The 25,931-nt window shown below is 67.4% G+C and carries 21 protein-coding genes; 5 read left to right on the forward strand and 16 right to left on the reverse strand.

Translation table 11 applies throughout. The annotated features are described in order from the left end of the window. The 3 genes from HOP59_RS10475 to HOP59_RS10485 form a co-directional block, all read right to left on the reverse strand. The coding region (locus tag HOP59_RS10475; RefSeq protein ID WP_234253932.1) for a hypothetical protein at nt 1-181 on the reverse strand (181 nt) is incomplete at its 3' end. A 159-nt stretch (nt 182-340) separates the two neighbouring features. Beyond that, nucleotides 341-1,558 carry an organoarsenical effux MFS transporter ArsJ gene (arsJ, locus tag HOP59_RS10480; protein ID WP_234253933.1) on the reverse strand — a complete coding sequence of 406 codons (1,218 nt, stop codon included), beginning with the start codon at nt 1,556-1,558 and terminating at the stop codon, nt 341-343. Next, nucleotides 1,555-2,601 (reverse strand): ArsJ-associated glyceraldehyde-3-phosphate dehydrogenase, encoded by a 1,047-nt coding sequence (locus HOP59_RS10485; protein WP_234253934.1) that lies wholly within the window; start codon nt 2,599-2,601, stop codon nt 1,555-1,557. The genes arsJ and HOP59_RS10485 overlap by 4 nt, the downstream gene beginning before the upstream one ends. Before the next feature lie 70 nt (nt 2,602-2,671). Here HOP59_RS10485 and hrpB point away from each other — a divergent pair, with 70 nt between their 5' ends. Then, entirely contained in the window at nt 2,672-5,215 is a 2,544-nt protein-coding gene (hrpB, locus tag HOP59_RS10490) for an ATP-dependent helicase HrpB (RefSeq protein WP_234253935.1), read from the forward strand. A 17-nt stretch (nt 5,216-5,232) separates the two neighbouring features. Here hrpB and HOP59_RS10495 read toward each other — a convergent pair whose 3' ends face one another. The 7 genes from HOP59_RS10495 to HOP59_RS10525 are packed head-to-tail and all read right to left on the reverse strand — an operon-like array spanning nt 5,233 to nt 13,228. Next, nucleotides 5,233-8,139, reverse strand: coding sequence for a proton-conducting transporter transmembrane domain-containing protein (locus HOP59_RS10495; protein WP_234253936.1), 2,907 nt, complete (start codon nt 8,137-8,139; stop codon nt 5,233-5,235). Continuing rightward, nucleotides 8,136-8,414 (reverse strand): NADH-quinone oxidoreductase subunit K, encoded by a 279-nt coding sequence (locus HOP59_RS10500; RefSeq protein ID WP_234253937.1) that lies wholly within the window; start codon nt 8,412-8,414, stop codon nt 8,136-8,138. The genes HOP59_RS10495 and HOP59_RS10500 overlap by 4 nt, the downstream gene beginning before the upstream one ends. Continuing rightward, nucleotides 8,411-9,337, reverse strand: a complete 927-nt coding sequence (locus HOP59_RS10505) for a hydrogenase subunit MbhD domain-containing protein (RefSeq protein WP_234253938.1) — start codon at nt 9,335-9,337, stop codon at nt 8,411-8,413. The genes HOP59_RS10500 and HOP59_RS10505 overlap by 4 nt, the downstream gene beginning before the upstream one ends. Continuing rightward, nucleotides 9,334-9,678, reverse strand: a complete 345-nt coding sequence (gene mnhG / locus HOP59_RS10510) for a monovalent cation/H(+) antiporter subunit G (protein WP_234253939.1) — start codon at nt 9,676-9,678, stop codon at nt 9,334-9,336. Before mnhG ends, HOP59_RS10505 begins: the two co-directional genes overlap by 4 nt. Next, nucleotides 9,671-9,967: an MrpF/PhaF family protein gene (locus HOP59_RS10515; RefSeq protein ID WP_234253940.1), complete on the reverse strand. Its 297-nt coding sequence runs from the start codon at nt 9,965-9,967 to the stop codon at nt 9,671-9,673. Before HOP59_RS10515 ends, mnhG begins: the two co-directional genes overlap by 8 nt. Continuing rightward, nucleotides 9,964-10,482, reverse strand: a complete 519-nt coding sequence (locus tag HOP59_RS10520; protein WP_234253941.1) for a Na+/H+ antiporter subunit E — start codon at nt 10,480-10,482, stop codon at nt 9,964-9,966. Before HOP59_RS10520 ends, HOP59_RS10515 begins: the two co-directional genes overlap by 4 nt. After that, nucleotides 10,454-13,228 (reverse strand): cation-translocating P-type ATPase, encoded by a 2,775-nt coding sequence (locus tag HOP59_RS10525; protein ID WP_234253942.1) that lies wholly within the window; start codon nt 13,226-13,228, stop codon nt 10,454-10,456. Before HOP59_RS10525 ends, HOP59_RS10520 begins: the two co-directional genes overlap by 29 nt. Before the next feature lie 298 nt (nt 13,229-13,526). Here HOP59_RS10525 and HOP59_RS10530 point away from each other — a divergent pair, with 298 nt between their 5' ends. After that, nucleotides 13,527-13,985 (forward strand): YchJ family protein, encoded by a 459-nt coding sequence (locus HOP59_RS10530; protein WP_234253943.1) that lies wholly within the window; start codon nt 13,527-13,529, stop codon nt 13,983-13,985. 40 nt (nt 13,986-14,025) lie between these two features. On the opposite strand, the gene HOP59_RS10535 is transcribed toward HOP59_RS10530, so the two are convergent. The 5 genes from HOP59_RS10535 to hutI form a co-directional block, all read right to left on the reverse strand. Beyond that, nucleotides 14,026-15,372: a Na+/H+ antiporter family protein gene (locus HOP59_RS10535; protein WP_234253944.1), complete on the reverse strand. Its 1,347-nt coding sequence runs from the start codon at nt 15,370-15,372 to the stop codon at nt 14,026-14,028. A 107-nt stretch (nt 15,373-15,479) separates the two neighbouring features. Beyond that, a complete protein-coding gene (hutH, locus tag HOP59_RS10540; protein WP_234253945.1) occupies nt 15,480-17,012 on the reverse strand; it encodes a histidine ammonia-lyase in 1,533 nt (510 codons plus the stop codon). A 201-nt stretch (nt 17,013-17,213) separates the two neighbouring features. After that, nucleotides 17,214-18,905, reverse strand: coding sequence for a urocanate hydratase (gene hutU, locus HOP59_RS10545; protein ID WP_234253946.1), 1,692 nt, complete (start codon nt 18,903-18,905; stop codon nt 17,214-17,216). Between the two features lie 41 nt (nt 18,906-18,946). Beyond that, nucleotides 18,947-19,924, reverse strand: a complete 978-nt coding sequence (gene hutG, locus HOP59_RS10550) for a formimidoylglutamase (protein ID WP_234253947.1) — start codon at nt 19,922-19,924, stop codon at nt 18,947-18,949. After that, nucleotides 19,905-21,137, reverse strand: a complete 1,233-nt coding sequence (hutI, locus tag HOP59_RS10555) for an imidazolonepropionase (protein WP_234253948.1) — start codon at nt 21,135-21,137, stop codon at nt 19,905-19,907. The genes hutG and hutI overlap by 20 nt, the downstream gene beginning before the upstream one ends. A 300-nt stretch (nt 21,138-21,437) precedes the next feature. Between hutI and HOP59_RS10560 the strand changes: the two genes are divergently transcribed. Next, a complete protein-coding gene (locus HOP59_RS10560; protein ID WP_234253949.1) occupies nt 21,438-22,769 on the forward strand; it encodes a YjiH family protein in 1,332 nt (443 codons plus the stop codon). 90 nt (nt 22,770-22,859) lie between these two features. On the opposite strand, the gene hutC is transcribed toward HOP59_RS10560, so the two are convergent. Beyond that, nucleotides 22,860-23,576 carry a histidine utilization repressor gene (hutC, locus tag HOP59_RS10565; protein WP_010628431.1) on the reverse strand — a complete coding sequence of 239 codons (717 nt, stop codon included), beginning with the start codon at nt 23,574-23,576 and terminating at the stop codon, nt 22,860-22,862. Between the two features lie 341 nt (nt 23,577-23,917). Here hutC and HOP59_RS10570 point away from each other — a divergent pair, with 341 nt between their 5' ends. Continuing rightward, the gene (locus tag HOP59_RS10570) at nt 23,918-24,454 is read left to right on the forward strand and encodes a hypothetical protein (protein ID WP_010628432.1); all 537 of its coding nucleotides are present in this window, start codon (nt 23,918-23,920) and stop codon (nt 24,452-24,454) included. Between the two features lie 72 nt (nt 24,455-24,526). Further along, complete coding sequence (locus HOP59_RS10575; RefSeq protein ID WP_234253950.1) at nt 24,527-25,930, forward strand: c-type cytochrome; 1,404 nt, start codon at nt 24,527-24,529, stop codon at nt 25,928-25,930. Nucleotide 25,931 lies beyond the last annotated feature (1 nt).

Consider the following 25,931-nt stretch of genomic DNA (forward strand, 5'->3'; position numbering starts at 1 on the left):
GGCTCACCGGGCGGTCGAGCAGCTCGGTGGCGGAGAGGCTGCCGTCGCGGCTGGCGAAACGCACCTCGAGGTGGAAGGGCTGCGAGAGTGCCTCTTCCAGGGTGAAGTCGATCACCGCCAGCTCGGCGCTGTCGACCCCGGCGAGATCGAGGGTGAATTGCAATCCAGTTGCATCGGCCATACGCGCGTTCCTTTCACCAACCTGATGAAAAAGCAGGACAAGAAACGCAAGGTTACGCATGCGACACGAAGACACAAGGCGGTAGGTGCATGAAGCGACGATGGCTGACGTAAATTGTCGGCAATTTCTTACAAGTCCCGCCCGACGAATCGGCGGCGGTCAAGCCTCCCTCGGCAACGCCAGGCTGATCGCCACCGTTGCCATGAGCATGGCGCTCGACACCCACAGCGTGGCGCTGAGGCCGCCGGTCATGTAGAGCCAGCCGGAGAGCAGGGTGCCGATCAGCCGGCCCATGGCGTTGGCCATGTAGTAGAAGCCCACGTCCAGCGAGACCCCGTCCGAGCGCGCCATGCGCACGATCAGGAAGCTGTGCAGGCTGGAGTTCACCGCGAACACCGCGCCGAACAGCAACAGCCCGCCCAGCAGCACCACGTGCGGCAGCCACTCCAGACCTTGTACTTGAAGGCCAAGCGCGATCAGCGCCGGCAGGGCGGCCAGCGCCGCGGCCCAGGCGATGGCGGCGCTGCGTCCCGCCGTGCGCCCGGTGATGCGTGGTGCCACCGCCTGCACCGCCCCGTAGCCGATCACCCACAGCGCCAGGAAGCCGCCGACCCGCCAATGGTCCCAGCCGAACTGGGTGGCGAGGAACACCGGCAGCGCCACCACGAACCACACGTCGCGGGCGCCGAACAGGAACATGCGCGCCGCCGAGAGAATGTTGATCGCCCGGCTCTTGGAGAGAATCTCGCGGAACTTCGGCTTGGCCTTGGCGCGGCCCAGGTCGGCGTCGAGGCGCAGCAGCGAGAGGCCGAGCACGCCGACGAGCATCAGCGCCATGGCCAGTATCGCCCCCTGGAAGCCGATCAGCGTGAGCAGCAGCCCGCCGAGAAAGAACCCCACCCCCTTGAGCGCATTCTTCGAGCCGGTGAGCAGCGCCACCCAGCGGTAGAGCGAGGTGTGCCCCTCGTCGCCCGCCGGCACCAGGCTCTTGATCGCGCTCTTGGCGCTCATCTTGTTGAGGTCCTTGGCGATGCCCGAGAGTGCCTGAGCCGCCATCACCCAGGGCACCGCGAGCCAGGCCGTGGGCACCAGAAGCATGGCCAGGGCGACGATCTGCAAGCCCAGCCCCAGGTTCATGGTGCGGTTGAGCCCCAGCCGTGCGCCCAGCCAGCCACCCACCAGGTTGGTGACCACGCCGAAGAACTCGTAGAACAGGAACAGCAGCGCCACTTCCAGCGCCGAATAGCCGAGCTGGTGGAAGTAGAGCACCACCAGCATGCGCAGGGCGCCGTCGGTGAGCGTGAAGCCCCAGTAGTTGCCGGTCACCAGCAGATACTGGCGAACCTCGCGGGGCAGGGCGGCGACGCGCGCGATCATTCCTTGTTGCTCTCCACCCCGGCGGCGTTCCCCACCTTGGCGGCCAGCTCCGCGGTGCGACAGGCGTAGCCGTACTCGTTGTCGTACCAGGCGTACAGCTTCACCTGGGTGCCGGCCACCACCATGGTGGAGAGGGCGTCGACGATGGAGCTGCGCGGGTCGCTGCGATAGTCGATGGAGACCAGCGGGCGCTCCTCGTAGCCCAGGATGCCGGCCAGTTCGCCCTCGGCGGCCTGCTTCAACAGCGCGTTGACCTCCTCGACCGTGGTCTCGCGCGCTACCTCGAACACCATGTCGGTGAGCGAGGCGTTGGCCAGCGGCACGCGCACGGCGTGGCCGTTGAGCTTGCCGGTCAGCTCCGGGAAGATCGCGGTGATCGCCTTGGCCGAGCCGGTGGTGGTGGGGATCAGGCTCATGCCGCAGGCCCGTGAGCGGCGCAGGTCAGGCTTTTGTGGAGAGCTGGGGGCGTCGAGGATCACCTGGGTGTTGGTGATGTCGTGAATGGTGGTCATCGAGCCGTGGCGGATGCCGAGCCGCTCGTGGATCACCTTGACCACCGGCGCCAGGCAGTTGGTGGTGCAGCTCGCCGCGGTGACGATGCGGTGGCTGGCGGGATCGAAGAGGTGGTCGTTGACCCCCATCACCACGTTGAGCACGCCTTCTTCCTTCACCGGCGCGCTGACCACCACGCGCTTCACGCCCTGGTCCAGGTAGCCCTGGAGCTTGGCGCTCGTCTTCATCTTGCCCGAGCACTCGATCACCACGTCGCAGTCGGACCAGTCGGTATCGGCGATCTCGCGATTGGTGCTGAAGGCGATGCGCTTGCCGGCCACCTCGATGGCGTCCTCGGTCGACGTGATATCATCGCCGCCGCCGCTCCACTGGCCGTGTACCGAGTCGAACTGCAGCAGGTGGGCGAAGGTGGCGGCGTCGCCGCCCGGGTCGTTGATGCGCACGAACTCGAGGTCCGGGTTGGTCCAGCCGGCGCGCAGCGCCAGGCGACCGATGCGACCGAAACCGTTGATGCCGATGCGTAGGGTCATGTCGGGGCTCTCGTGTTTGTAGAGAAAGTCGTGAGTGAACGTCGGTGGCGAAACATATGGCAAATCGTATATGAAGCGAGATGACAATTCGATGACGCCCGGCGGCGAACTGCCCATCGATGCCCAACTGCCGGCGATCCGCCAGGCGCTGGCCGCGCATTCCCGCGTGCTGCTGGTCGCCGAGCCCGGGGCGGGCAAGACCACACGGGTGCCGCTGGCGCTGCTGAACGAGGCCTGGTGCCTGGGCGAGCGCGGCGCAGGCCGCCTGCTGCTGCTGGAGCCGCGGCGGGTGGCCGCCCGCCTGGCCGCCGGCTTCATGGCGGAAAGCCTGGGCGAAAGAGTCGGCAAGACCGTGGGCTACCGCATGCGCGGCGAGAGCCGGGTGGGGCCCAACACGCGGCTCGAGGTGGTCACCCAGGGGGTGCTGACGCGAATGCTGCAGGACGACCCGCTGCTCGAAGGGGTGAGCGGCATCGTCTTCGACGAGTTTCACGAGCGCAGCCTGGAGGCCGACCTGGGACTGGCCCTGGCGCTGGATGCCCAGTCGGTGCGTGACGACCTGCGCCTGTTGGTGATGTCGGCCACCCTCGACGTCGAGGCCCTGCTCGGCGTGCTCGGCGAAGCCACGCCGCTGCTCGAGAGCCAGGGGCGCAGCTTCCCGGTGGAGACCCGTTATCGTCCGCTCAGCTTTCGCTCCAACTCCAACTCCAGCTCTCGCGACGACGCCGCAAGCCAGCAGGCTATAGCGGTAGAGGAAGCCCTTGCCCTGAGCGAAGGCGATGCCCTGGTGTTCCTGCCCGGGGTGGCCGAGATCCGCCGCCTGGCGCGGGAGCTGGCCAGCCGTAGGCCCGAACTGGCGGTGCGCGAGCTGCACGGGCGGCTGCCGCTGGAGGAGCAGCGCCGCGCCTTGAAGCCCGAGCCCGACAGTCGGCGGCGCGTGGTGCTCTCCACCGCCATCGCCGAATCCAGCGTCACCGTGGATGGCGTACGCATCGTCATCGATGCCGGTCAGGAGCGGGTGCCGGTGTTCCAGCCGCGCAGCGGGCTCAGCCGGCTGGAGACCCGTCGCGTCAATCGCGCCAGCGCCGACCAGCGTCGCGGCCGGGCCGGGCGTCAGGGGCCGGGGCTTTGCCTGCGGCTGTGGGCCGAGGAGCAGCCGCTGCCGGCCCACGGCGAGCCCGAGATGCTGCAGGCCGATCTCGCTCCGCTGGCCTTTGAGCTGGCCCGCTGGGGGATCGTCGACCCGGCCGGGCTGGCCTGGATCACGCCGCCTCCCGCCGGGGCGCTGGCGGCCGGGCGCCGCCTGCTGCAGCGGCTCGGTTTGATGGACGAGGGCTTCCTGCTCACCGAGCTGGGCCGTGCCTGCGTACGCTGGCCCACCCATCCGCGCCTGGCGACGATGCTGGCGCGTGCCGGCGAGCTCGACGCCGTGCCGCTGGCCTGTGCCCTGGTGGCGACGCTGGAGGGGCGCGATCTCGACGGCGAACAGGACCTGGAGCGCACGCTGCAGGCCCGCCTGGCGCAGCCCGCCGCTCACCGTCAATGGCAGCGCGAGGCCCAGCGCCTGGCGCGGATTGGCGGCGTGGGCCTGGAGGTCACGAGCCTGGCGCCGCTGGGGGAGCTGCTGGCGCTGGCCTATCCGGACCGGGTGGCGCAGCGTATCCAGCACGACGCCGGGCCGGGTCGCTTCCGCCTGGCGTCGGGCGGGCTGGCGACCCTGCCCGAGCGGCATGCGCTGGCCCATGCCGAGCTGCTGGTGGCCGCCGAGCTGGACGGCCAGGCCAGCGGCGCACGAATCTTCCGCGGCGTGGCCATCGAGCGAGCGCGGCTCGAGGCGCTGTTTCCCGAAACGCGAGAGTGGCGGGCGAGCCTGGAGTGGTCGGAGGAGCAGGGGCGCCTGATCGGTGAGCAGGTGCGCGGCCTGGGGGCGGTGGTGCTCGAGCGCAAGGCGCTTTCGTCGCTGCCGCCGGAGGCGGTGCGTCAGGCGCTGCTCGACGCCCTGCGCCGGCGCGGCGAGCTGCCCTTCGACGACAGCGCCGAGCAGCTGCGCGGCAGGGTAGCGCTGCTGCGCCAGGCGTTGGGCTCTCGGGGGGATCAAGACTGTGAGGATGAGCAGGATTGGCCCGATTGGTCGCTGCCGGCGCTGCTCGATGATCTCGAAGCCTGGCTGGGGCCGCACCTCGACGGCGTCAGAAGCCTCGACGCGGTGGCGCGGCTGCCGCTGGGCCGCTTTCTACTCGACAGTCTCGACTGGTCGCTGCGTAGCCGGCTCGATGCGCTGGCGCCGGAGCGTCTCGAAGTGCCCAGCGGCTCGCAGATACGCCTCGACTACACGCCGTGCCTGGAGGGCCGGGCGCCGGTGCTGGCGGTGAAGCTGCAGGAAACCTTTGGCTGGCAGGCGTCGCCGCGAGTCGCCGAGGGGCGGGTGGCGGTGCTGTTGCACCTGCTCTCGCCGGCGCGGCGCCCGCTACAGGTCACCGCGGATCTCGCCAGCTTCTGGGCCAACGGCTACCCCGAAGTGCGTCGAGAGATGCGCGGCCGCTACCCCAAGCACCCCTGGCCCGAAGACCCCACCACCGCCGAGGCCACCGCCCGCACCAAGCGGCGCTCATGAGCCGGCGCCGATCGACTTCAACCGGGTAGCAGCGCTGCGACGCCCATGCCCAGCGACACGAACCCCAGCGCGATGCCGAAGGCGGGCCAGGGTTGAAGCCTGTTTTCGCTCCGCTTGAGCATCCAGGCCAGCCGTCGAAAGCCACGCTCTCCTCGCTGTTCCAGCGCCTGGCGCCATGCGAGGCGTGCCCGCCCCAGCTGCGGCAATCGAGGCTTGAGCAGAACCGCCATGGCCGCCAGCCCAAGGGCGAGGGATGGCTCCAGCAAGCCGGAGCGCAGGGTGGCGAACGGTGCTGCGACAAGCGGTGCGTACCACTGCCAGCCCCAGGCCACCAGCACCGGCAGGGCTGCCAGCGTGGCCCAGCCCAGCCACAGCCCGCCGGGTAGGTGCAGCGTCTGCCGGCTGGGTGGCGAGCGCCATAGCAGCCACAGCAGGCGCAGCATCAACAGGCCGGTGGCGATGCCCGAGAGGGAGAGCAGCCAGCCGGCCCCGTCGGCTTCCGTCAGCGCGCTCTCCATGGTGGACTTGACCAGCACGCCGCCCGTGGGCGGCACGCCCGCCAGCGCCAGGGCCGGCAGCAGCATGCCGAGCAGTACCCAGCGGTGCTCCCTGCCGTGCACCCGGTTGGCCATTCCCGCCCCCAGAAACAGGCTGGCCTTGGCCAGGGAGTGCGTTGTCGCCAGCAGCAGCAGGGCCGTCATGGCGGTGGCCGGTGAGCTGCTGTAGAGCACCAGGCCCAGCAGAGCGGTGAGCAGCCCCATCTGGCTCACGCTCGACCACGCCAGCACGACCTTGGCGTGATCGTGAACGATGCCGCGCAGTGCCGCATAGACGGCGGCGACCAACCCCACCATCACCATGACGGGGCCCCAGGCCACGGTGACATCGCTGAGCGGAAGCAGGCGCAGGGCACCCAGCAGGCCGAGCTTGATCATCAGCCCTGAGAGGACGGCGCTGGCCATGGGCGGTGCGACCGGATGTGCCAGCGGCAGCCAGGCATGCACGCCGATGACACCGGCCTTGATGGCCAGGCCAAACGCCATGCAGCCCAGGGCCAGGGGTGGCAGCTCGTGGTGAGTCAGGCTGGCGAAGCGCAGGTCGCCGCTGGCGTTGGCAATGAGCGCGAGGCCCGCCAGCATCGCCACTTCGGCCAGCAGCAGCATGACCAGGTAGCCCAAGCCGGCCAGGCGCGATGACTGATGCCCGTCGTGCTGAACCATGGCCCATCCCAGCAGGCTTAGCAGCGCGGCGCCGGTGTAGAAGGTCAGCAGGTCCGCGGCGAGCAGGGCGATCAGATGGATCGCCGCTGCCGACGCCAGCATGGCGAGCAGGCGGTTGGCGGCAGGGAAGGTGTCCCGCCAGCTGTAGGTAGCCCACAGCACCAGCGGCCAGATGCACAGCGCCGGCAGCAGGAAGGCCAGGCCGGTGGCATCCAGGGCGAGGCTGATAGTGAATTCCATGGGAAGCGGCGTAGACAGCGCCATGAAGGGACCCAGGCCCCAGGCCAGCGCGGCAAGCCCCAGTGCCAGCCAAGAGAGGCGTCGGGTGATGTCGCCGTGAGTGGGGCGAGATGCGATAACGGCTGCCCGGCGCGGCTCGGGGCGCAGGCCCAGGTCGAACAGACGCCACAGGCAGGCAGCGGTGAAGAAGGTGCCGAGCAGCACGACCGTAGCAATGAGGTAATGGTCTTGCGCCAGTGCCCCTTGCAGCAGCCACCACTTGCCGAAGAACCCGCCGGTCGGGGGAATGCCCAGCAGGCTGAGGCCGGCCAGCGCCATGGCCAGCCAGGCCAGCGGCAGGCGACCGGCGTCGCCGGCCAGCCGGCTGAGGCGGTCGTGGTCGTGGGCGACGACGATGGCACCGGCGGCAAGGAACAGCGCCCCCTTGGCCAACCCGTGGGCGAGCAGCAGCTGTAGGCCGCCCGGAAAAGCAGGGGCATGCGGTTCATCCGGGGTGAACCAGTTCATGTCGACATCGAGCCCGAGCAGCAGCAGCGCGTAGCCGCTGTGGCAGAGCGTGGACCAGGCGATCAGGAGCTTGAGTCGGGTCTGCAGCGCGGCCTGAACACCGCCCCAGCCCAGTGCCACCATTCCGATCACAACCAGCCAATCGAGCTGGGCGCTGTTGAGATTGGCCAGCGGGGCCAGCCACAGACGCCACAGCACGAACAGGGTCACCCCTACGACCACGGCCGAGAGCATGGCGCTGACCGGCGCCTGGGCCTTGGAGTGGGCGGCCGGCAGCCAGGTGTGCAGCGGCACCACGGCGGCCTTGATCAGCAGCCCCAGGGTAAGCAGGGCGGCCGCCAGGCGCATGGTGGCGCCATCCTCCAGGGAGTCGACCAGCAGGCCGAGGTCGAGCCGGCCGGTCTGGCCGTAGATCAGCGCCGTTCCCAGCAGGTAAAGCAGCGAAGCCAGCAGCGAGGCCATCAGATAGCGCAGGGCGGCCTCGCCGAAGCGATCGTGGGGCGAGCGGGCCACCAGGCCGACGCCGGCCAGGGTGACGAGCTCCAGCGTGACGTAGAGATTGAACAGATCCTGGGACAGCAGCAGAGCGTTGAGGCCGGCCCACATCATCCACCACAGCGGCCACAGATGCCGGTCGGCGGATGTCGACGGGTCCAGCAGCAGGGCCAGGCTGGCAGCGCCTGCCACGACGGCCGTCATGATCAGCATCGTGAGAGCGGGGAAATCGAGATGCCAGGCGATGCCCAGCGGTGGCGGCCAGTTGCCCAGGGCGATGCCGATCGACTCCCCGCCCAGCGTCGCCGGCAAGGAGAGTGCGAGGCTCATCAGCATGACGGGCAGCCCCAGCGCCACCTGACGCCCGGGGGAGAGGGCGCCGAGAAATGCCGCTATCGAGAGACCGAGCGGCAGGAAGATCATCGCTGGGAGCGTCCAGGCGGCCAGCCCCGATGCCGTCATTGCGACTCCTCATGACGACGTTCGTGGGCGCGGATCGTCAAGCCCAGTGCGGCGGCCGTCGTGCTTACCGCCACCACGATGCCCGTCAGCACCATCACATGGGGGACCGGATCGATCCCCGCCTCGGTGCGGGCGAGGGTGACCAGCAGCAGAAAGGTGGCGCTGGCCAGCACATTGAGCGCCACGATACGGCGCACCAGGTCGTCAGTGCGAAACAGGCCGATGAGGGCCATGCCGCAGAGCAGGGCAGACACGACAGCGTAGAAGAGACTCATCGGCCGGGCTCCCCGTACAGGTAGAGTGCCATCAGCATCAGCGCAATCGAGAGCGCCGTGGCGACTTCCACCGCCAGGATCGCCGGCTTGGCCAGCGCCTGGGGAATCGCCAGAAAGGTCCCGGTCAACAGCAGGCCGCCCAGGCCGACGGCGAGGAAGAGCGCCAGCCCGGCGACCAGCAGCAAGCGCAGCAGAGGCTTGAAGCGGGGCTGCTGCATCCAGCCGATACGCTCTACCAGCAGCAGTAGAATGCCGCCGGCCCCCAGCACCGCGCCGGCGGGAAAGGCGCCACCCGGCGCATGGGCGCCGCGCCACAGCAGATAGGTGGGAACGAGCAGGAACAGCGGATGCAGCAGGCGCGACAGGGCGGGCAGACCGGGCAGGGCGGTCGCCGGGGCGAAGGGGCGCAGCGCCGGACCCAGTGACCACACCAGCATCACGGCACCCAGCATCACCGCCACTTCGAGCAGTGTGTCCAACGCGCGGATGTTGAGCAGTACGGCGGTCACGGCATGGCTGACGCCGGTGGCGTCCAGCTCGGCCGTCACCTCGGCGGCCAGGCCGGGGCGCGGCAGGCGTTGAACGCCCCAGGCCAGCCAGCCCGCGCCGATGCACGCGGCGAAGACGGCCGGATAGCGCCAGTAGCGGTGCCAGCGCTGCGGATGGGAGCCGACAGCGGCCGTGCTGGGCAGGCGGCCTAGCGCCGTGAGCAGCAGTGCGCCGGTCACACCGGCGCCGATGGCGGCCTCCGCCAGGGCGATGTCCGGCGCCTCGAGGCGTACCCAGACCAGCGCCATGAGCAGGTTGAAGGCCATCAAGTGGACCACGGCGGCGAAGCGGCGGGTCAGAAACAGTGCCTGCCAGCCGAGCCAGATCAGGCCGGCGGCGAGCAGCAGATCGAAGCCCAGGGTCAGCGCCGTCATTCCTGCGGCTCCTGTTGCGCCTCCCGGCTTGCGCCTGTGCGGTTCTGCCAGGGACGAATGCCGCAGGCAGCTGCCGTCGATGCCACCAGCGTGGCGCCGATGCCCGAAGCCAGCAGCACCAGTAGCCATATCAGCATGATCTTGGCCGCCTCGGCCAGGCCGTCGGCCTGCAGCGCCAGGCCGGAACAGAGCAGCCCGAGCCCCAGGTTATCGGCCTTGGTCAGGGCGTGCAGTCGGGTGAAGACATCAGGAAAGCGGATGAAGCCCAGGCTGCCCGTGACGAAGAACAGCGTGCCGGCGACCACCAGCAAATGGCTGACCACTTCGAGCCACTCAGTCATGCCTGGCCTCCTCGCGTGCCTGACCGTCCTCTCTCAGCAGCGTCCAGGTGCGGGTGACGAAATTGGCCATGGCCACCGCGGCAAGCAGGGCGAACAGCAGCGCAACGTCGACGAGGGCCGGCTGCTCGACCAGCGCGCTCAGTATCAGCAGCACTGCCACGGTGGTAGTCGTCATCAGCTCTGCGGCCACCATGCGGTCGGCGCTGGTCGGCCCTTGCCAGATGCGCCAGGCAGCGACACCGGCATTGGCCAGCAGCAGGACGGCGGCGAACAGATAGATCGGCGTCATGGGGAGCCCTCGTTGCGAAGATGGCGGCCACCGAAAAGCGCATCGATTTGCCCCTCCAGGCGTTGCAGCCTCTCGGCGATACCGTCCCGATAGTGCAGCACGTGCACCTGGAGATGGTCGCTGTCGATACGAACGGTGAGGGTGCCGGGCAGCAGATTGATCAAGGTCGCCATGAACAAGCGGCCGGAGGCGTCGTCCAGCCGCTGCCAACGATGCTCGATGACTCGTGTGTCGAGCTGCATGCGCGGACGACAGGCGAGCCAGGCCACCTCGATACCGCCGCGCAGGCCGAGCCACAGGGCCAGCGGCAGCAGGCGCAACCAGGCCACTGGCCGCAGCGGCAGATCGGGAATCGGCATCACCAGGGCGGTGATGATGATGGCCGGCACTCCCCAGCGCCAGCTCTCCGCTTCGCCGCCGCCGAGCATCCACCACAGCAAGGCGAGCAGGGCCAGACGACCGGCCCAGCCGCGCCAGTCGCCGAACCTAGTTGGCAGAAGTCGTCGCCTCGTCATGTCGGCCCGAGTGGGTGGCATCCGATCCCTCACGCTTGCGCAGGATGAACTTCTCCAGCTCCACGACCAGGTACAGCACCACGCTGCCGGCCAGGATCACCAGCCAGTGAATCGGTGACAGCGCGGCGCTGCCGAATACCGTCTGCATGAAGGGGATGTAGGTCCAACCCAACTGCAGCAGTACCACCAGGCCGATGGCGATCCATACCGGGCGGCTGCCGAAGATGCCGTGCAGAGAGAGTGTGCTGTTGACCAGAAAGCGGCTGTTGATCAGGTAGGCCGCACTGCTCATGACCAGCATGTTGACGGCGCCGGAGCGCGCCAGCTCCTCGCTGCCGCCCTGGACCTGCAGGATCCAGCTGAACATGCCGAATACGCCGATCAGCAGCAGAATCGAGACGAACACCACCCGCCACAGCAGGAACAGGTCGAGCAGGGCCGCGGATGGATCGCGGGGCTCGCGCTGCATGATGTCCTCTTCGGCCTTCTCGAAGGCCAGTGCCAGGCCCAGGGTGACCGCCACCACCATGTTGACCCAGAGCGCCTGCAGCGGGGTGACCGGCAGCAGGGTGCCGGCCAGCACGGCCAGCATGATGGCCAGGCCCTGACCGCCGTTGGTGGGCAGAATGAAGGTCACGGTCTTGCGGATGTTGTCGTAGACCTTGCGCCCCTCCTCGATGGCGCCGACGATGGTGGCGAAGTTGTCGTCGGCCAGCACCATCTCGGCGGCCTCCTTGGCTGCCTCGGTACCCTGAATGCCCATGGCGACTCCGACGTCGGCCCGCTTGAGGGCGGGCCCGTCGTTGACCCCGTCGCCGGTCATGGCACAGATTCCACCTTTGGCCTGCATCGCCTTCACCAGACGCAGCTTGTGCTCCGGCGCCGCGCGGGCGAAGACGTCGATCTCGAGAATGCACTCTTCGAGCTGCTCGTCGGACATCTCCTCGATCTCGCGTCCGGTCAGGGCGCGGTCGGTGTGGGCGAAGCCGAGCTGTTCGGCGATGGCCTTGGCGGTCACGCCGTGGTCACCGGTGACCATCACCGGACGGATGCCCGCCTCGAGGCACTGCTTGACGGCCTCGATGGCGGCCTCCCGCGGCGGGTCGAGCAGCCCGACCAGGCCCAGCAACACCAGGCCCTGCTCAGCGTCCTCGTCGCTGAGCTCGCCGGAGATGTCGTCGGCCTCCTTTTCCGCCAGGGCCAGCACACGCAGGCCGCGGGAGGAGAGGTCGTGGATGCGCTCTTCCCACTCCTGCTGATCCAGCTCGCTGTCGCCGTCGGCGCCACGTACCTTGTGGCACATCTCCAACAGTCGGTCGGGAGCCCCCTTGACCAGCAGGCGCTTGCCCTCCAGCTCGTTGAGGGTGGCCATGTACTTGCGCTCGGACTCGAAGGGGATGGCATCCTGGCGTGGGTGCTCGTCGCGCAGTTCGCCGGTGTCGAAGCCGCCCTTGGCGCCGGCTACCACCAGCGCGCCCTCGGTGGGGTCGCCGTGAATCGTCCAGCGCTCGTCCTCTTCGGCGAGTTCGGAATCGTTGCACAGCACGCCGACCTTGAGGAAGTGCGCCAGCGCCGGGTAGTCGTCCAGCGAGATCTCCTCGCCGTACTCGTCGCTCTCTTTCTCTTCGGGGGCGGCGTGCAGCTTGCCTTCCGGGGCGAAGCCGATGCCCGAAAGGCGGAACTCGCCCTCGGGGAGCCAGATCGCCTGGGCGGTCATCTCGTTGCGGGTCAGGGTGCCGGTCTTGTCGGAGAAGATGGTGGAGATGGAGCCCAGGGTCTCGACCGCCGGCAGACGGCGGATTATGGCGTTGCGCTTGGCCATCACCTGCACGCCCAGCGCCAGGGTAATGGTGACGATGGCCGGCAGACCCTCTGGAATGGCGGCCACGGCCAGGCCCACCGCCGCCATGAACATGGCGCTGATGGGCTCGCCGTGGAGGACCACGCCGATGGCGGCGGTGAGGGCGGCGGCGCCCAGGATGAAGATCGCCAGCACGCGGCCGGCGCGGTCGAGCTGCTGCAGTAGCGGCGTCTTGAGCTGCTCGACGCCGCGCAGCATCTCCGAGATACGCCCGATCTCGGTGCGGGTGCCGGTTTCCACCACCACGCCCTGAGCGGTGCCCTGAACCACGATGGTGCTGGCATAGATCATGGCGCTGCGGTCGCCCAGCTCGGCGTCCTCCTCGACGGCGTCGGTCTGCTTGTCCACTGGGGTGGACTCACCGGTGAGGGCGGCCTCCTCCGTGCGCAGGCGTTTGGCCTCGAGCAGGCGCAGATCGGCGGGCACGCGATCGCCGCTCTCCAGCATGACGATGTCGCCAGGCACCAGATCCTCGGCGTCGATGGTCTTGCGCTTGCCACCGCGCAGCACCGACGCCTGTGGCGAGAGCATGTTGCGTATGCTCTCCAGGGCCTGTTCGGCCTTGCCCTCCTGGATGAAGCCGATCATCGCGATGATGATCACCACCCCGACGATGGCCGCGGCGTCCAGCATGTGGCCGAGGGCCAGGCTCGCCACCGCCGCCACCAGCAGGATGATCATCAGGATGTTGTTGAACTGTTCGAGCAGACGCCGCCACCAGGGCCGCCCCTCCTCCTGCTTGAGCTGGTTGGGGCCGTAGTGGTCGAGGCGCGACTTGGCTTCGTCATCGCTCAGGCCGTCGCGGTTGCCGTCGACCTTCTCCAGGGCTTCATCGGGGGGCAAGGCATGCCAGGCGGTGCGGGACTCGTCTTGGCGTTCGGGCATTTCCATATCTCCGAAGGCGGTGTGAATTAGCTCAGATGTAACATAGGCGCTGTCGCTGTGCCGTGACCCAGCGCAAGTTACGTGTCCCAACTCCTTGTCGGGCGGGTGTAGAGATACTGACACAAGCCGCCGTTGGGTCCGCGGCGATGCAGCGGTGACGGTGTGTACAGACTGCTTCCAGTGTAGGACAGCTGACTGAGAGCGAAACTGACGCTCTGTTTCGGTGGGTATCCGAATGGCACTCGGCAACGGCAGCGCTGGCTGCGCTAGAATGGCGGCTCAACGGAACGGAGAACCGATGACTTCGACGATCTCGCGCTGCCCCTGCGGCAGCGGACTGCCGCTGGATGCCTGCTGCGGCCGCTTTCATGCCGGCGAGGCGGCGCCGACCCCCGAGGCGCTGATGCGCTCCCGCTACAGTGCCTTTGCCCTGGGGCTCGAGGATTACCTGCTGGCGACCTGGCACGCCAGCACTTGCCCGGTGGACCTGAACCTGGACGATGCCACCAGTTGGATACGCCTCGAGGTGCTCGATCACGGCTCGGCGGGCGAGCGTGGCCACGTGCATTTTCGCGCCACCTTTCGCGAAGGCAGGCGCTGGGGCGTACTGGCGGAGAACTCGCGCTTCGTGCACGAGGCGGGCCGCTGGTTCTATGTCGACGGCGAGCCCAGCATGGAGCGCCTCAAGCCCGGCCGCAACGACCCTTGCCCCTGCGGCAGCGGGCGCAAGTTCAAGAGCTGCTGCGGCCTGGGCTGATCTTCCGCAAGAGCTCTCTCAAAGCGCCCTCGCAGCACCCTCACAGCACCATGGCGGCCAGCCAGCCGAAGGCGATCAGCGGCAGGTTGTAGTGCAGGAAGGTCGGCACCACGGTGTCCCAGATATGGTCGTGCTGGCCGTCGGCGTTGAGCCCAGCGGTGGGGCCCAGGGTCGAGTCGGAGGCCGGCGAGCCGGCATCGCCCAGCGCCGCGGCGGTACCCACCAGGGCGACGGTGGCCATGGGCGAGAAGCCGAAGCTGAGTGCCAGCGGCACGTAGAGCGAGGCGATGATCGGCACGGTGGAGAATGACGAGCCGATGCCCATGGTGATGAACAGGCCGACCAGCAGCATGATCAGCGCCGCCAGGCCCTTGTTGTCACCGATCAGCTCCGTTGAGCCCGCCACCAGAGCGGGTACCTCGCCGGTGGCCTGCATTACCCCGGCGAAGCCCGCCGCGCTGATCATGATGAAGCCCACCAGCGCCATCATGCGCATGCCTTCGGTGAAGATGTCGTCCTGTTCGTGCCAACGGAACACGCCGCTGACCGAGAGCAGGGCGAAGCCGAACAGCCCGCCCAGCACCATCGAACCCGAGAGCAGTTGGATCGTCACGGTGCCCACCAGCGCGGCGCCGAGCACTGCCATCTGCCAGGGCGCCAGGTGTTTGGCCGCCTCGGCGGGTGTCTCGTCGCCGTGAGCCAGGTCGCGATCCTCGTAGTGGCGCGGCCGGCGATAGCTGAACAGCACGGCGACAGCGAGCCCCAGCGCCATGCCGCCGATGGGCATCAGCATGGCCATGGGCACCATGCCGCGCGTCACCTCCAGGCCCAGCTCGGCGCCGCTCTCGTTGAGATTGGCCAGCAGGATGTCGTTGAGGAAGATCGCGCCGAAGCCTACCGGCAGCAGCATGTAGGGCGCGGTGATGCCGAAGGTGATGACGCAGGCCGCCACCCGGCGATCCAGGCGCAGGTGATTCATCAGCTTGAGCAGCGGCGGCACCAGCACCGGAATGAAGGCGATGTGCACCGGAATCAGGTTCTGCGAGCTCACCGCCGCGGCGAGCAGGGCGCCGATCAGGGTGAAGGCGACCCAGCGGCGGCTCGACGGCTGGTCGTCCAGGTGCAGGCCGCGAATCGCTCGCTCGGCGAGCAGCTCGGTAACGCCCGAACGCGACAGGGCCACGGCGAAGGCGCCCAGCACGGCGTAGGAGAGCGCGATGGTGGCGCCGTTGCCGAGCCCTTGGTTGAAGGCGTCCATGATGGCGCCGATGGGCATGCCGGCGACCAGCCCACCGACCAGGCTGGCGGCGATCAGGGCGAAGACGACGGAGACGCGGGCAAGACTGAGGGTGACCATGACCAGGATGGCCAGAACGATGGCATTCATGACGGCTCTCGAGCTGGAGGATCGGACCGAAGCGAAACGGATGGGTGAAAGAAAACCCCGGCCTGGTGGGCCGGGGCAGCGTATCTTACCTCAACGTGCAGGGCGGGTCAGTGGCTGGGCAGCAGCTCCACCGGCACCAGCTCGTTGAGCACCCGTGAGGCGAGCAAGCGGGTGGCGCTCTCGATGTCGGGGCCGAAGAAGCGGTCGCGGTCGTAGTAGTCGACCTGGCCGCGCAGTGCCTTCCTGGCCTGCTCTAATCTTTCGGTGGTGGTGAGCCCTTGGCGGAAATCGAGCCCTTGGCAGGCCGCCAGCCATTCGATGGCCAGGATGCCGCGCACGTTGTCGGCCATCTCCCACAGCCGCTTGCCGGCGGCCGGCGCCATGGAGACGTGGTCCTCCTGGTTGGCCGAGGTGGGCAGGCTGTCGACGCTGTGCGGATGGGCCAGGGCCTTGTTCTCGCTGGCCAGCGCCGCGGCGGTGACCTGGGCGATCATGAAACCGGAGTTGACTCCGCCGTTCTCCACCAGGAACGGCGGCAGCTGCGACATGTGGGTGTCCATCATCAGCGAGACCCGACGCTCGGTGAGCGAGCCGATCTCGGCCAGGGCCAGGGCCAGATTGTCGGCGGCCATGGCCACCGGCTCGGCGTGGAAGTTGCCGCCGGAGAGGATGTCGCCCTCGTCGCTGAATACCAGCGGGTTGTCCGATACCGCGTTGACCTCCACGGCCAGCACCTCGGCGGCCTGGCGGATCTGGGTCAGTACGGCGCCCATCACCTGGGGCTGGCAGCGCAGCGAGTAGGGGTCCTGCACCTTGTCGCAGTGGGCGTGGGAGTCGCTGATCTCGCTGCGCTCACCGAGCAGGTGACGATAGGCCGCAGCGGCGTCGATCTGGCCGCGCTGGCCGCGGGCGTCGTGGATGCGGGCATCGAAGGGCGAGCGTGAGCTGAGCGTGGCTTCCACCGTCAGCGCGCCGCACACCGTGGCGGCGGCGAACAGGTCTTCGGCCTCGAACAGCCCTTTCAAAGCGTAGGCGGTGGAGACCTGGGTGCCGTTGAGCAGCGCCAGGCCCTCCTTGGGGGCGAGCCGCAGCGGCTGGAGTCCGGCGATCTCGAGAGCCTGACGGGCCGGGATCCATTCGCCGCGATGGCGTGCCTTGCCTTCGCCGAGCAGTACCACGCTCATGTGGGCCAGCGGTGCCAGGTCGCCGGAGGCGCCGACGGAGCCCTTGAGCGGGATGTGCGGGTAGACTTCGGCGTTGACCAGGGCGAGCAGGGCGTCGAGCACTTCGCGGCGGATACCGGAGAAGCCGCGGGCCAGGCTGTTGACCTTGAGCACCATGATCAGGCGCACCAGGGCGTCTTCCATGGGCTCGCCCACGCCGGTGGCATGGGACAGCACCAGCGAGCGCTGCAGCTCTTCCAGGTTGTCGTGGTCGATGCGGGTCTGGGCCAGCAGGCCGAAACCTGTGTTGATGCCGTAGACGGTTCGGTCTTCGTCGACGACGCGATTGACGCAATCGACGGCGCGCTGAATGGCAGCGTCGGCGCTGTCGGGCAGCGTCACGTGCAGCGGCGCCTCGAACACCTGGCGCGCCTGGGCCAGGGTCATCTTGCCGGGTTGAATGTCGAGATGGTTCATATTGGATTCCTGTCGGCCTCTTGACCTTGATGCTTACCTCAGCGGGGCGGAGCTATGCCGCGGCAGGTCTGCGAGGAGGCGCTGTGAACCCATCCCTGGGCGCTACCGATTCCATCCCTGGAATCGGACCTCCTCTTCGACCTGCCCCGGCCGCTCCTTGCGCCACCGGGTAGCGTGGTTATGTCGTGATAACGGAGGCTCTTACTTGTCGAGCATCGGCAGATCCAACCCATTTTCCCGGGCGCACTGCTTGGCGATATCGTACCCGGCATCGGCGTGGCGCATCACCCCGGTACCCGGGTCGTTGCGCAGCACCCGGCCCAGGCGGGCGTGGGCGTCGTCGGTGCCGTCGGCGACGATCACCACCCCGGCGTGCTGGGAGAAGCCCATGCCCACGCCACCGCCATGGTGCAGCGAGACCCAGGTGGCGCCGCCGGCGGTGTTGAGCAGGGCGTTGAGCAGCGGCCAGTCGGAAACGGCGTCGGAGCCGTCCATCATGGCTTCGGTCTCACGGTTGGGGCTGGCCACCGAGCCGGAGTCCAGGTGGTCGCGACCGATGACCACGGGAGCCTTGAGCTCGCCGTTCTTGACCATCTCGTTGAAGGCCTGACCGAGGCGGGCGCGGTCCTTGAGGCCGACCCAGCAGATGCGCGCCGGCAGACCCTGGAAGCTGATGCGCTCGCGGGCCATGTCGAGCCAGCGGTGCAGATGCGGATCGTCGGGGATCAGCTCCTTGACCTTCTGATCGGTCTTGTAGATGTCCTCCGGATCGCCGGAGAGTGCGGCCCAGCGGAACGGGCCGATGCCCTGGCAGAACAGCGGACGGATGTATGCCGGTACGAAGCCGGGGAAGTCGAAGGCGTTGGCCACGCCCTCTTCCTTGGCCATCTGGCGGATGTTATTGCCGTAGTCGAAGGTGGGCACGCCCATCTTCTGAAAGTCGAGCATGGCCTGCACGTGCACCGCCATGGACTGCTTGGCGGCCTTGACCACTGCTTCGGCTTCGCTCTTGCCGCGTGCCACGTACTCGTCCCAGCTCCAGCCCGACGGCAGGTAGCCGTGCAGCGGGTCGTGGGCGCTGGTCTGGTCGGTGACCATGTCCGGCCGCACGCCGCGCTTGACCAGTTCCGGCAGCACGTCGGCGGCGTTGGCGCACAGGCCGATGGAGACCGCCTTGCCTTCGGCGGTGTAGCGCTCGAGGCGCGCCAGGGCGTCGTCGAGGTCGTCGGCCTGCTCGTCCAGGTAGCGGGTGCGCAGGCGGAAGTCGATGCGCGACTGCTGGCATTCGATGTTCAGCGAGCAGGCGCCGGCCAGGCTTGCCGCCAGCGGCTGGGCGCCGCCCATGCCGCCGAGCCCGGCGGTGAGGATCCAGCGGCCGGTGAGGTCGCCGCCGTAGTGCTGGCGCCCGGCCTCGACGAAGGTTTCATAGGTGCCCTGGACGATGCCCTGTGAGCCGATGTAGATCCACGAGCCGGCGGTCATCTGGCCGTACATCATCAGGCCCTTGCGGTCGAGCTCGTTGAAGTGCTCCCAGTTGGCCCAGGCCGGCACCAGGTTGGAGTTGGCCAGCAGCACCCGCGGGGCGTCCTTGTGAGTCTCGAACACGCCCACCGGCTTGCCTGACTGAATCAGCAGGGTCTGGTTGTCTTCCAGGCGCTTGAGTGTCGCGACGATGGTATCGAAGCACTGCCAGTCGCGGGCGGCGCGACCGATGCCGCCGTAGACCACCAGGTCTTCGGGGCGCTCGGCCACGTCGGGGTGAAGGTTGTTCATCAGCATGCGCAGCGGGGCTTCGGTGAGCCAGCTCTTGCAGCTGAGTTCGGAGCCGGTGGGCGCGGCGATACGGCGGCTGGCGTCGTGGCGGGGATCGGCAGGAGTGGTATGGCTGTTCATCGTCGTGTTCTCTCTGGTGTTGCAAATCGTTGTGTGTCGGTTCAGGTATCCAGCGTCAGCCGGTGGATCAGGCGTGCCGCGGCCTTGGCGGTGCGGCCGTCGATATCGAAGCTGGGGTTGAGCTCGGCGACGTCGATCAGGCGCAGCTTGCCGGTGTCGCGTACGGCCTCCAGCAACGGTTCGATCAGCGCAAGGGGCACGCCGCGGGCGGCGGGGGCGCTGACTCCCGGTGCCTCGGCCGCCGGCAGCACGTCCAGATCGATGCTGAGGTAGAGGTGGTCGCAGCGGGCCATGAAGCGCTGCAGGTCGCGCACGATGGCTTCGAGGCGCAGGGCGTCGATCTCGTGGTCCTCACGTACCAGCACGTTCAGCTCCCTGGCCCGGGTGAACAGGGCGCGGGTATTGCTGGCCCGGCTCACGCCCAGGCAGGCGTAGCGGAACGGCCAGTCACGGGCGTGGCATTCGGCGGCGATCTGGGCGAAGGGCGTGCCGGAGGAGCGCACGTGGCTCGGATCGCGCAGATCGAAGTGGGCATCGAGGTTGACGATGCCGACCCGCGGGCGGGCCTCGCCCTGGGCCTCGAAGTGGCGTGCCAGGCCCGACCAGCTGCCGAAGGCCACCTCGTGGCCGCCGCCCAGCACCAATGGCAGGTGGCCGTGGGCCATCAGGGCGGCGACCCGTTCGGCGAGGCGCTGCTGGGCCGCTTCCAGGTCGTCGTTGCCGTGGCAGCTCACGTCGCCGGCATCGAACACCGGCGCGCTGCGATGCCAGGCCAGCGGTGCCAGCGCCTTGCGCAGTGCCCGCGGGCCTTCGGTGGCCCCCACGCGGCCCTGGTTGCGGGCCACGCCGGCATCCGAGGCGAAGCCGATCAGGGCGGCGCCGGGGGCGCTGTCCGACTTCACCGGAGTGATGACCTGATGCCAGCGCAGGCTGTCGGGTTCCGGGTCTTCGCGCCCGGCCCATACGGACATGTCGATGGCCGGATCGGCCAGGTGCAGATCAGTGCTGTTCTTGGACATGGGTCGTTTCCCCTCCATAAATGCGCTGACGCAGGCGACCGGGCTGCACGGCGTAGGCCAGCTCGGCGGGTGAGCCGACGTCCCACAGGCACAGGTCCGCTGGTGCGCCCGGGACGATGCGGCCCAATTGCTGTGCGTGCAGGCCCAGCGCCCGGGCGCCGTGGACGGTCATGCCGGCCAGGGCTTCGCGTGGCGTCAGGCGGAACAGGGTGCAGGCGAAGTTCAGCATCAGCGTGGGCATGAACAGCGGCGAGCTGCCGGGGTTGGCGTCGGTGGCGATGGCCATGGGCACATCGGCCTCGCGTAGCGCGGCGATGGGCGGCAGCTGCGTCTCACGCAGGGTATGGAAGGCGCCGGGCAACAGCACCGCGACGCTGCCGGCCTGGTGCAAGGCGTTGACGCCTTGCTCGTCGAGATATTCGATGTGATCGGCGGAGAGCGCGCCATGCCGGGCCGCCATCGCGCTGCCGCCCAGGTTCGAGAGCTGCTCGGCATGGGCCTTGATCGGCAGGCCGTGGGCTTCGGCAGCCTCGAAGACGCGCTCGCACTGAGCCACCGAGAAGGCGATCTTCTCGCAGAATACGTCCACTGCATCGGCCAGCCCTTCGGCGGCCGCGGCGGGGATCATCTCGCGGCACACCAGGTCGATGTAGCCGTCGCTGTCGTCCTTGTACTCCGGTGGCAGGGCATGGGCGCCCAGCAGGGTAGTCACCACCCGCACCGGCAGCTCCTCGCCGAGGCGGCGCGCTACGCGCAGCATCTTAAGTTCGTCGGCCACGCTCAGGCCGTAGCCGGACTTGATCTCTACCGTGGTCACGCCATCACGCAACAGCGCTTCCAGCCGCGGCCTGGCCAGGCTGAACAGCTGCTCTTCGCTGGCTTCGCGGGTGGCACGCACGGTGCTGAGGATGCCACCGCCGCGGCGGGCGATCTCTTCGTAGCTGGCGCCCTCGAGACGGAGTTCGAACTCGTCGGCCCGGGAGCCGCCGAATACCAGGTGGGTATGGCAGTCGACCAGCCCCGGCGTCATCACGCCACCCTGGCCGAGGATCTGACAGTCGGCGCTCTCGCTAGGGTCGAGCTGATGCATGGGCACGACACGCTCGATGGTGTCGCCCGCCACGATCACCGCCATCGGTTGGGGCAGGGTGTCGTGACCGTCGAAGAGCGTGACGTCATGCCAGACGAGGCGCTGTTTGGAGTTGGCAGGCATAGGGGCTCCTGATGGCTGACGGTTTAATGTATATACATTTAAATCGTCATCGGCCGGAGGTCAAGGGCAAGCTGCGAATAGTTTGTCCTAGATTCCCGGCTGCACGCTTCGAATGCGGGCTAACTGCTTATTTCTTCGAAGGATGACTTCCGCATAGGCGGTGAGGTTAGGCGTTGCCGCATATTCCGTGTTTAGACTAAAGATGTAGGTGCTTGCGTCGCTTCGGCATGGCGCCTTTGTCGAACGTATTGTATATACAATAAGGCGCCACGCATCAATCACAAGACGAGGACGACACCCATGGCGATTCCGGACCCGGTCACCCGGGGCGTAAGCGGTTTCAATTGGCTCACCGTGGCCAAACTGTTCGTACCCAGTGCGCTGGGGATTCTGATCTTCTTCATTCCCGTCACCCTGGGTGGCAGGAACACCATCCTGCTGGACCACATGGTGACCGCGGCGCGGGAGCTTCTGGGCGGTGCTGCAGGTCTCTATGCGCTGACGCTGATCGTGGCGGGCGCGGCTTACCCGCTGTGGAAGGGCACTTGGCGGCGCAGTCTCACCGACCGCATCTTCACCGTGCTGAAGCTGGCCGGCGTCGCCGTGGCCATCATGGCGATGACCGGCTGGGGGCCGGGGTTGCTGCACGAGCCGGACATGCTGCCGTTCCTGTTCAATCGGCTGGTGATACCGGTAGGACTGATCGTGCCCATCGGTGCGGTGTTCCTGGCCCTGCTGATCAGCTACGGCCTGCTGGAGCTGATCGGCGTGCTGCTGCAGCCGGTCATGCGGCCCATCTGGCGCACGCCGGGGCGTAGTGCCATCGATGCCGTGGCCTCGTTCGTGGGCAGTTACTCCATCGGCTTGCTGATCACCAACCGCGTCTATCAGGCGGGGCAGTATTCGGCACGGGAGGCGGCGATCATCGCCACCGGCTTCTCCACGGTGTCGGCCACCTTCATGATCATCGTGGCGCGCACGCTGGATCTGATGAGCGTGTGGAACCTCTATTTCTGGCTGACGCTGGCGATCACCTTTGCCGTCACTGCCGTGACCGTTCGCTTGCCGCCGCTGTCGCAGATGAACAATGAGCGCAGCGATGGCGAGCCCGAGGCGGTACCCGGCAAGCGGCTGAACACGGCATGGAAAGCCGGCCTGGAGGTGGCGGCTCAGGCGCCGGGGCTGCATCGCAGCGTGGCGCTCAACGTACGCGAAGGGCTGCTGATGGCGATCAGCATCCTGCCGTCGATCATGTCGGTGGGGCTGCTGGGTCTGCTGGCTGCCAAGTACACGCCGCTGTTCGAGTGGCTGGGGCTGCTGTTCTATCCCTTCGTGGCGATCTGGGGGCTGGAAGATGGCATGGCGCTGGCCCAGGCTTCCGCCGCCGGGCTGGCCGAGATGTTCCTGCCGGCGCTGCTGATGGCCGAGGCCGAGTTCGTCGCTCGCTTTGCGGCCGGGGTGGTATCGGTCTCGGCGGTGCTGTTCTTCTCCGCTTCCATCCCCTGCATCCTGGCCACCAGCATTCCGCTCTCGGTAGGGCGCATCGTGGTGGTGTGGTTCATCCGCGTGGCACTCAGCCTGATGCTGGCCGTGCCGGCAGGCTTCCTGGCTCAGGCGCTGAGCGGGGCCTGAGGTTCCCACCGCGCAATAGCGCTTGCCACCGCTGAGCGAGGCCGGCTACACCGGCCTCGCTCAGCGTCATCGAAGCGTCACGATCCGGGCTCAGCTGGCGCGGCGAGAGAGCGCCGAGCGCAGTTTGTAGCGGTCGCCGGGATGGATCAGGCGGGCGTAGCTGATCAGATGCTCGCCCGACCAGGTGCGGCGTATCATGCTCAGGCAGGGCTGTGTGGCATCCATTTCGAGGCGTTCGGCGGTGGTGGTGTCGACCTGTACCGCCTCGACCACGTGCTCCACGTCGGTGATCGGACAGGCTGCCACCAGCACTTCGTTGGGGGTGTGGCGATGGAAGTCGGTTTCCAGATAGTCCGGCACCCAGCGCGGATTGACGAAGCGATCCTCGAGCTGGATGGGCACTCCATTCTCTCGGTGGACGATACGCGTGTGGAACACCCGCGTGCCCAGGCGCACGCCCAGTCGCAGCGCCACCTCGTCGTCGGCGGCGATGGCCTCGGCCAGCAGCACGTCACACTCGTAACGATGGCCACGGCCGCGAACCTCCTCGGCGATGTTGTGCACGTCGACCAATGACGATTCCGCCTTGCGGTCGGTGACGAAGGTGCCGAGCCCGGGCTGGCGGGTCAGGTAACCCTGCTGCACGAGATCGCGGATCGCCTTGTTGGCGGTCATGCGGCTGACACCGAAGTCACGGGCCAGCTGCTCTTCGGGGGGAATCTGATGGTGTGCCGGCCAGGTGCCGCTCCGTATTTTTTCCAGCAGATGCTGCTGAATCTGCAGATAAAGTGGAATCGTGCTGCCCATGCTGAGCTGAGTCCTTTCTGGCGAGGTAATTGTCTATACACGCAGTCTACCCGGATGTCGGGCCCAAGGCACCTGCCGGGAGATGGCCGCGAGAGCGCTGCCAGGCGGTCCGCTTGTGTCATGAAACATGCGCCGTCAAAAGGAACTTGCCCAGAGAGGCGATTTGGACAACTTTAATAAAGGAAATACCCAACGGATCGGGTCAACTAAAGACGCCGTGATGTTTTAGGGAATAATTAATTAAGGAAGAACGTTACACACTGGAAGTGTGCCGCACAATTGAGTGTGGCCCCCAATCGCGCTGCGTCTCCCCTGACATTAATAATAGAGGAGGGCATGCCATGCAGCGCCTCTACTTCCTAACCCCTGATCTGGCTACTACCGTCAACGTCGCCCATGAGCTCACCGATCTGGGCCTGACTGACAAGGAAGTTCACGTCACTGGCCGTGACTGGCTGAAACTCAAGGAGCACGGCATCAACTGCGCCACGCTGCTGCAGACTTCGGACGTGGCACACGCCGCCGTGCGCGGCCTGCTGTTCGGCATTCCTCTGGGATGCGTGCTCGGGGTGGTGGTCTATTACTTCCTGGGCGAAGGCTTCACCAGCGCCGGCATAGCCACCACGATCATCGGCATGGGCATCTTTGGCGGTTTGTTCGGTATCTGGACCAGCACCATGGTCGGAGTGTCGGTACACGACGTGAAGGTCGACAAGTACGAAGATGAGATCGAACACGGGGCTTATCTGATGATGGTGGATGTCCCCAACGAGCGCGAGTCGATGATCTATTCGGCGATACATCGGCATCATCCCGAGGTCGTCATCGACAAGGTCACAGCGGAAGAGCGCCGGCATCATTGCGGGACCGGTATCTAGACCTGTGCGTCGCTGTCGTCGATCCTGCTCTTTGCCAGGATCCTGCTCTTTGCCTGGAGGAAGGAGAGAGCCATGGCTATTGCGGTTGCGGTCATCGTGCTGGCAGTGGGGTCAGTGCTGTTCTTCTTCCTCAGCCCCTGGTATCTCACCCCGTTGGCTTCCAACTGGGGAACGATCGACGACACCATCACGATCACCCTCTGGGTGACCGGGGCGGTCTTCCTGGCCGTCAATCTGTTCCTGGCCTATGTGGTCGTCCGCTACCGGTTCAACAAGCGCCGGCGTTCCCAGTACGACCCCGAGAACAAGTCGCTCGAGCTGTGGCTGACCGGGGTCACCACACTGGGGATCGCCGGCCTGCTGGCGCCTGGGCTGCTCGTCTGGGGCGCTTTCGTTTCGCCGCCTGAAGATGCCCACCAGGTCGAGGTGGTGGGGCAGCAATGGCACTGGAGCTTTCGCTTTCCCGGTGAGGATGGGCGATTCGGAGCCGCACACAATCGCTTCATCGACGAGCGCAACCCTTTCGGCATGGTCGACGACCCCGCCGGCCAGGACGACATCCTTATCACGTCGCCGCATCTGATGCTGCCAGTGGATCGTCCGGTGAAGATGGTGCTGCGCTCCAAGGACGTGCTGCACAACGTCAAGGTGGCCAACTTCCGGGCCAAGATGGACATGGTGCCGGGACAGACCTCCTATTTCTGGTTCACGCCCACGGTGGTGGGTGAGTACGAGATCGTCTGCGCCCAGCTGTGCGGCATCGCCCATTTCGCCATGCGTGGGCGTATCGAAGTGGTCGAGCAGGAGGTTTTCGATGCCTGGCTCGGGGAACAGCCCACCTTTGCCGAACTTGCCCAATTGGCGCCGGGCAACCCTGCGGCTGGGGCGGGGCTCTATGTCACCTGCGCCGCCTGCCATGGGGCCGAGGGGCAGGGCAACCAGGCTCTCAACGCGCCGAAACTTGCCGGGTTGGATGCCTGGTATCTCGAGCGCCAGCTCGGGCTGTTTCGCTCCGGTGCCCGCGGCAGCCACGAAGACGACATCTATGGCCAGCAGATGCGGCCGTTCGCCACCTTGCTGGCCGACCGTCAGGCGATTGCCGACGTATCGGCCTTCATCGAGACCCTGCCCGACCAACCCGCCCAGGCCAGACTTGTCGGCGGCGATCCCGAACGGGGCGCGCGGCGCTATCGTACCTGTGCCAACTGCCATGGGCAGCAGGGGGAGGGTATACGTGCCACCAATGGGCCGCGTCTGGCGGGACTGCCGGATTGGTATCTGGAGCGGCAACTGCAGAATTTCCGCCACGGGGTGCGTGGGCGGCATCGCGATGACCCGTATGGCAACCAGATGATCGAGATGGCCCAGGTGCTGGTCGACGACCGGGCGGTTCAAGACGTGGTGGCGTATATCACGACCCTGCCGCAGCCCAGGGTGGACATGGCGGCGGTAAACCCAGGCGGTGTGGAGGAGTGAG

The sequence above is a fragment of the Billgrantia aerodenitrificans genome (assembly GCF_021404405.1).
GTDB lineage: Bacteria > Pseudomonadota > Gammaproteobacteria > Pseudomonadales > Halomonadaceae > Halomonas > Halomonas aerodenitrificans.

Bases quoted from the DNA above. Each gene is read 5' to 3' on its own strand.
- HOP59_RS10575 (WP_234253950.1), top strand. From the start codon at position 24,527: ATGGCTATTGCGGTTGCGGTCATCGTGCTGGCAGTGGGGTCAGTGCTG.
- hutU (WP_234253946.1), bottom strand. From the start codon at position 18,905: ATGAACAGCCATACCACTCCTGCCGATCCCCGCCACGACGCCAGCCGC.
- HOP59_RS10515 (WP_234253940.1), bottom strand. From the start codon at position 9,967: ATGACGCCGATCTATCTGTTCGCCGCCGTCCTGCTGCTGGCCAATGCC.
- HOP59_RS10485 (WP_234253934.1), bottom strand. From the start codon at position 2,601: ATGACCCTACGCATCGGCATCAACGGTTTCGGTCGCATCGGTCGCCTG.
- HOP59_RS10525 (WP_234253942.1), bottom strand. From the start codon at position 13,228: ATGCCCGAACGCCAAGACGAGTCCCGCACCGCCTGGCATGCCTTGCCC.
- HOP59_RS10520 (WP_234253941.1), bottom strand. From the start codon at position 10,482: ATGACGAGGCGACGACTTCTGCCAACTAGGTTCGGCGACTGGCGCGGC.
- HOP59_RS10500 (WP_234253937.1), bottom strand. From the start codon at position 8,414: ATGAGTCTCTTCTACGCTGTCGTGTCTGCCCTGCTCTGCGGCATGGCC.
- arsJ (WP_234253933.1), bottom strand. From the start codon at position 1,558: ATGATCGCGCGCGTCGCCGCCCTGCCCCGCGAGGTTCGCCAGTATCTG.
- HOP59_RS10530 (WP_234253943.1), top strand. From the start codon at position 13,527: ATGACTTCGACGATCTCGCGCTGCCCCTGCGGCAGCGGACTGCCGCTG.
- HOP59_RS10495 (WP_234253936.1), bottom strand. From the start codon at position 8,139: ATGACGGCATCGGGGCTGGCCGCCTGGACGCTCCCAGCGATGATCTTC.
- hutI (WP_234253948.1), bottom strand. From the start codon at position 21,137: ATGCCTGCCAACTCCAAACAGCGCCTCGTCTGGCATGACGTCACGCTC.
- hutC (WP_010628431.1), bottom strand. From the start codon at position 23,576: ATGGGCAGCACGATTCCACTTTATCTGCAGATTCAGCAGCATCTGCTG.
- HOP59_RS10560 (WP_234253949.1), top strand. From the start codon at position 21,438: ATGGCGATTCCGGACCCGGTCACCCGGGGCGTAAGCGGTTTCAATTGG.
- mnhG (WP_234253939.1), bottom strand. From the start codon at position 9,678: ATGACTGAGTGGCTCGAAGTGGTCAGCCATTTGCTGGTGGTCGCCGGC.
- HOP59_RS10535 (WP_234253944.1), bottom strand. From the start codon at position 15,372: ATGAATGCCATCGTTCTGGCCATCCTGGTCATGGTCACCCTCAGTCTT.
- hutH (WP_234253945.1), bottom strand. From the start codon at position 17,012: ATGAACCATCTCGACATTCAACCCGGCAAGATGACCCTGGCCCAGGCG.
- hutG (WP_234253947.1), bottom strand. From the start codon at position 19,924: ATGTCCAAGAACAGCACTGATCTGCACCTGGCCGATCCGGCCATCGAC.
- HOP59_RS10505 (WP_234253938.1), bottom strand. From the start codon at position 9,337: ATGACGGCGCTGACCCTGGGCTTCGATCTGCTGCTCGCCGCCGGCCTG.
- hrpB (WP_234253935.1), top strand. From the start codon at position 2,672: ATGAAGCGAGATGACAATTCGATGACGCCCGGCGGCGAACTGCCCATC.
- HOP59_RS10570 (WP_010628432.1), top strand. From the start codon at position 23,918: ATGCAGCGCCTCTACTTCCTAACCCCTGATCTGGCTACTACCGTCAAC.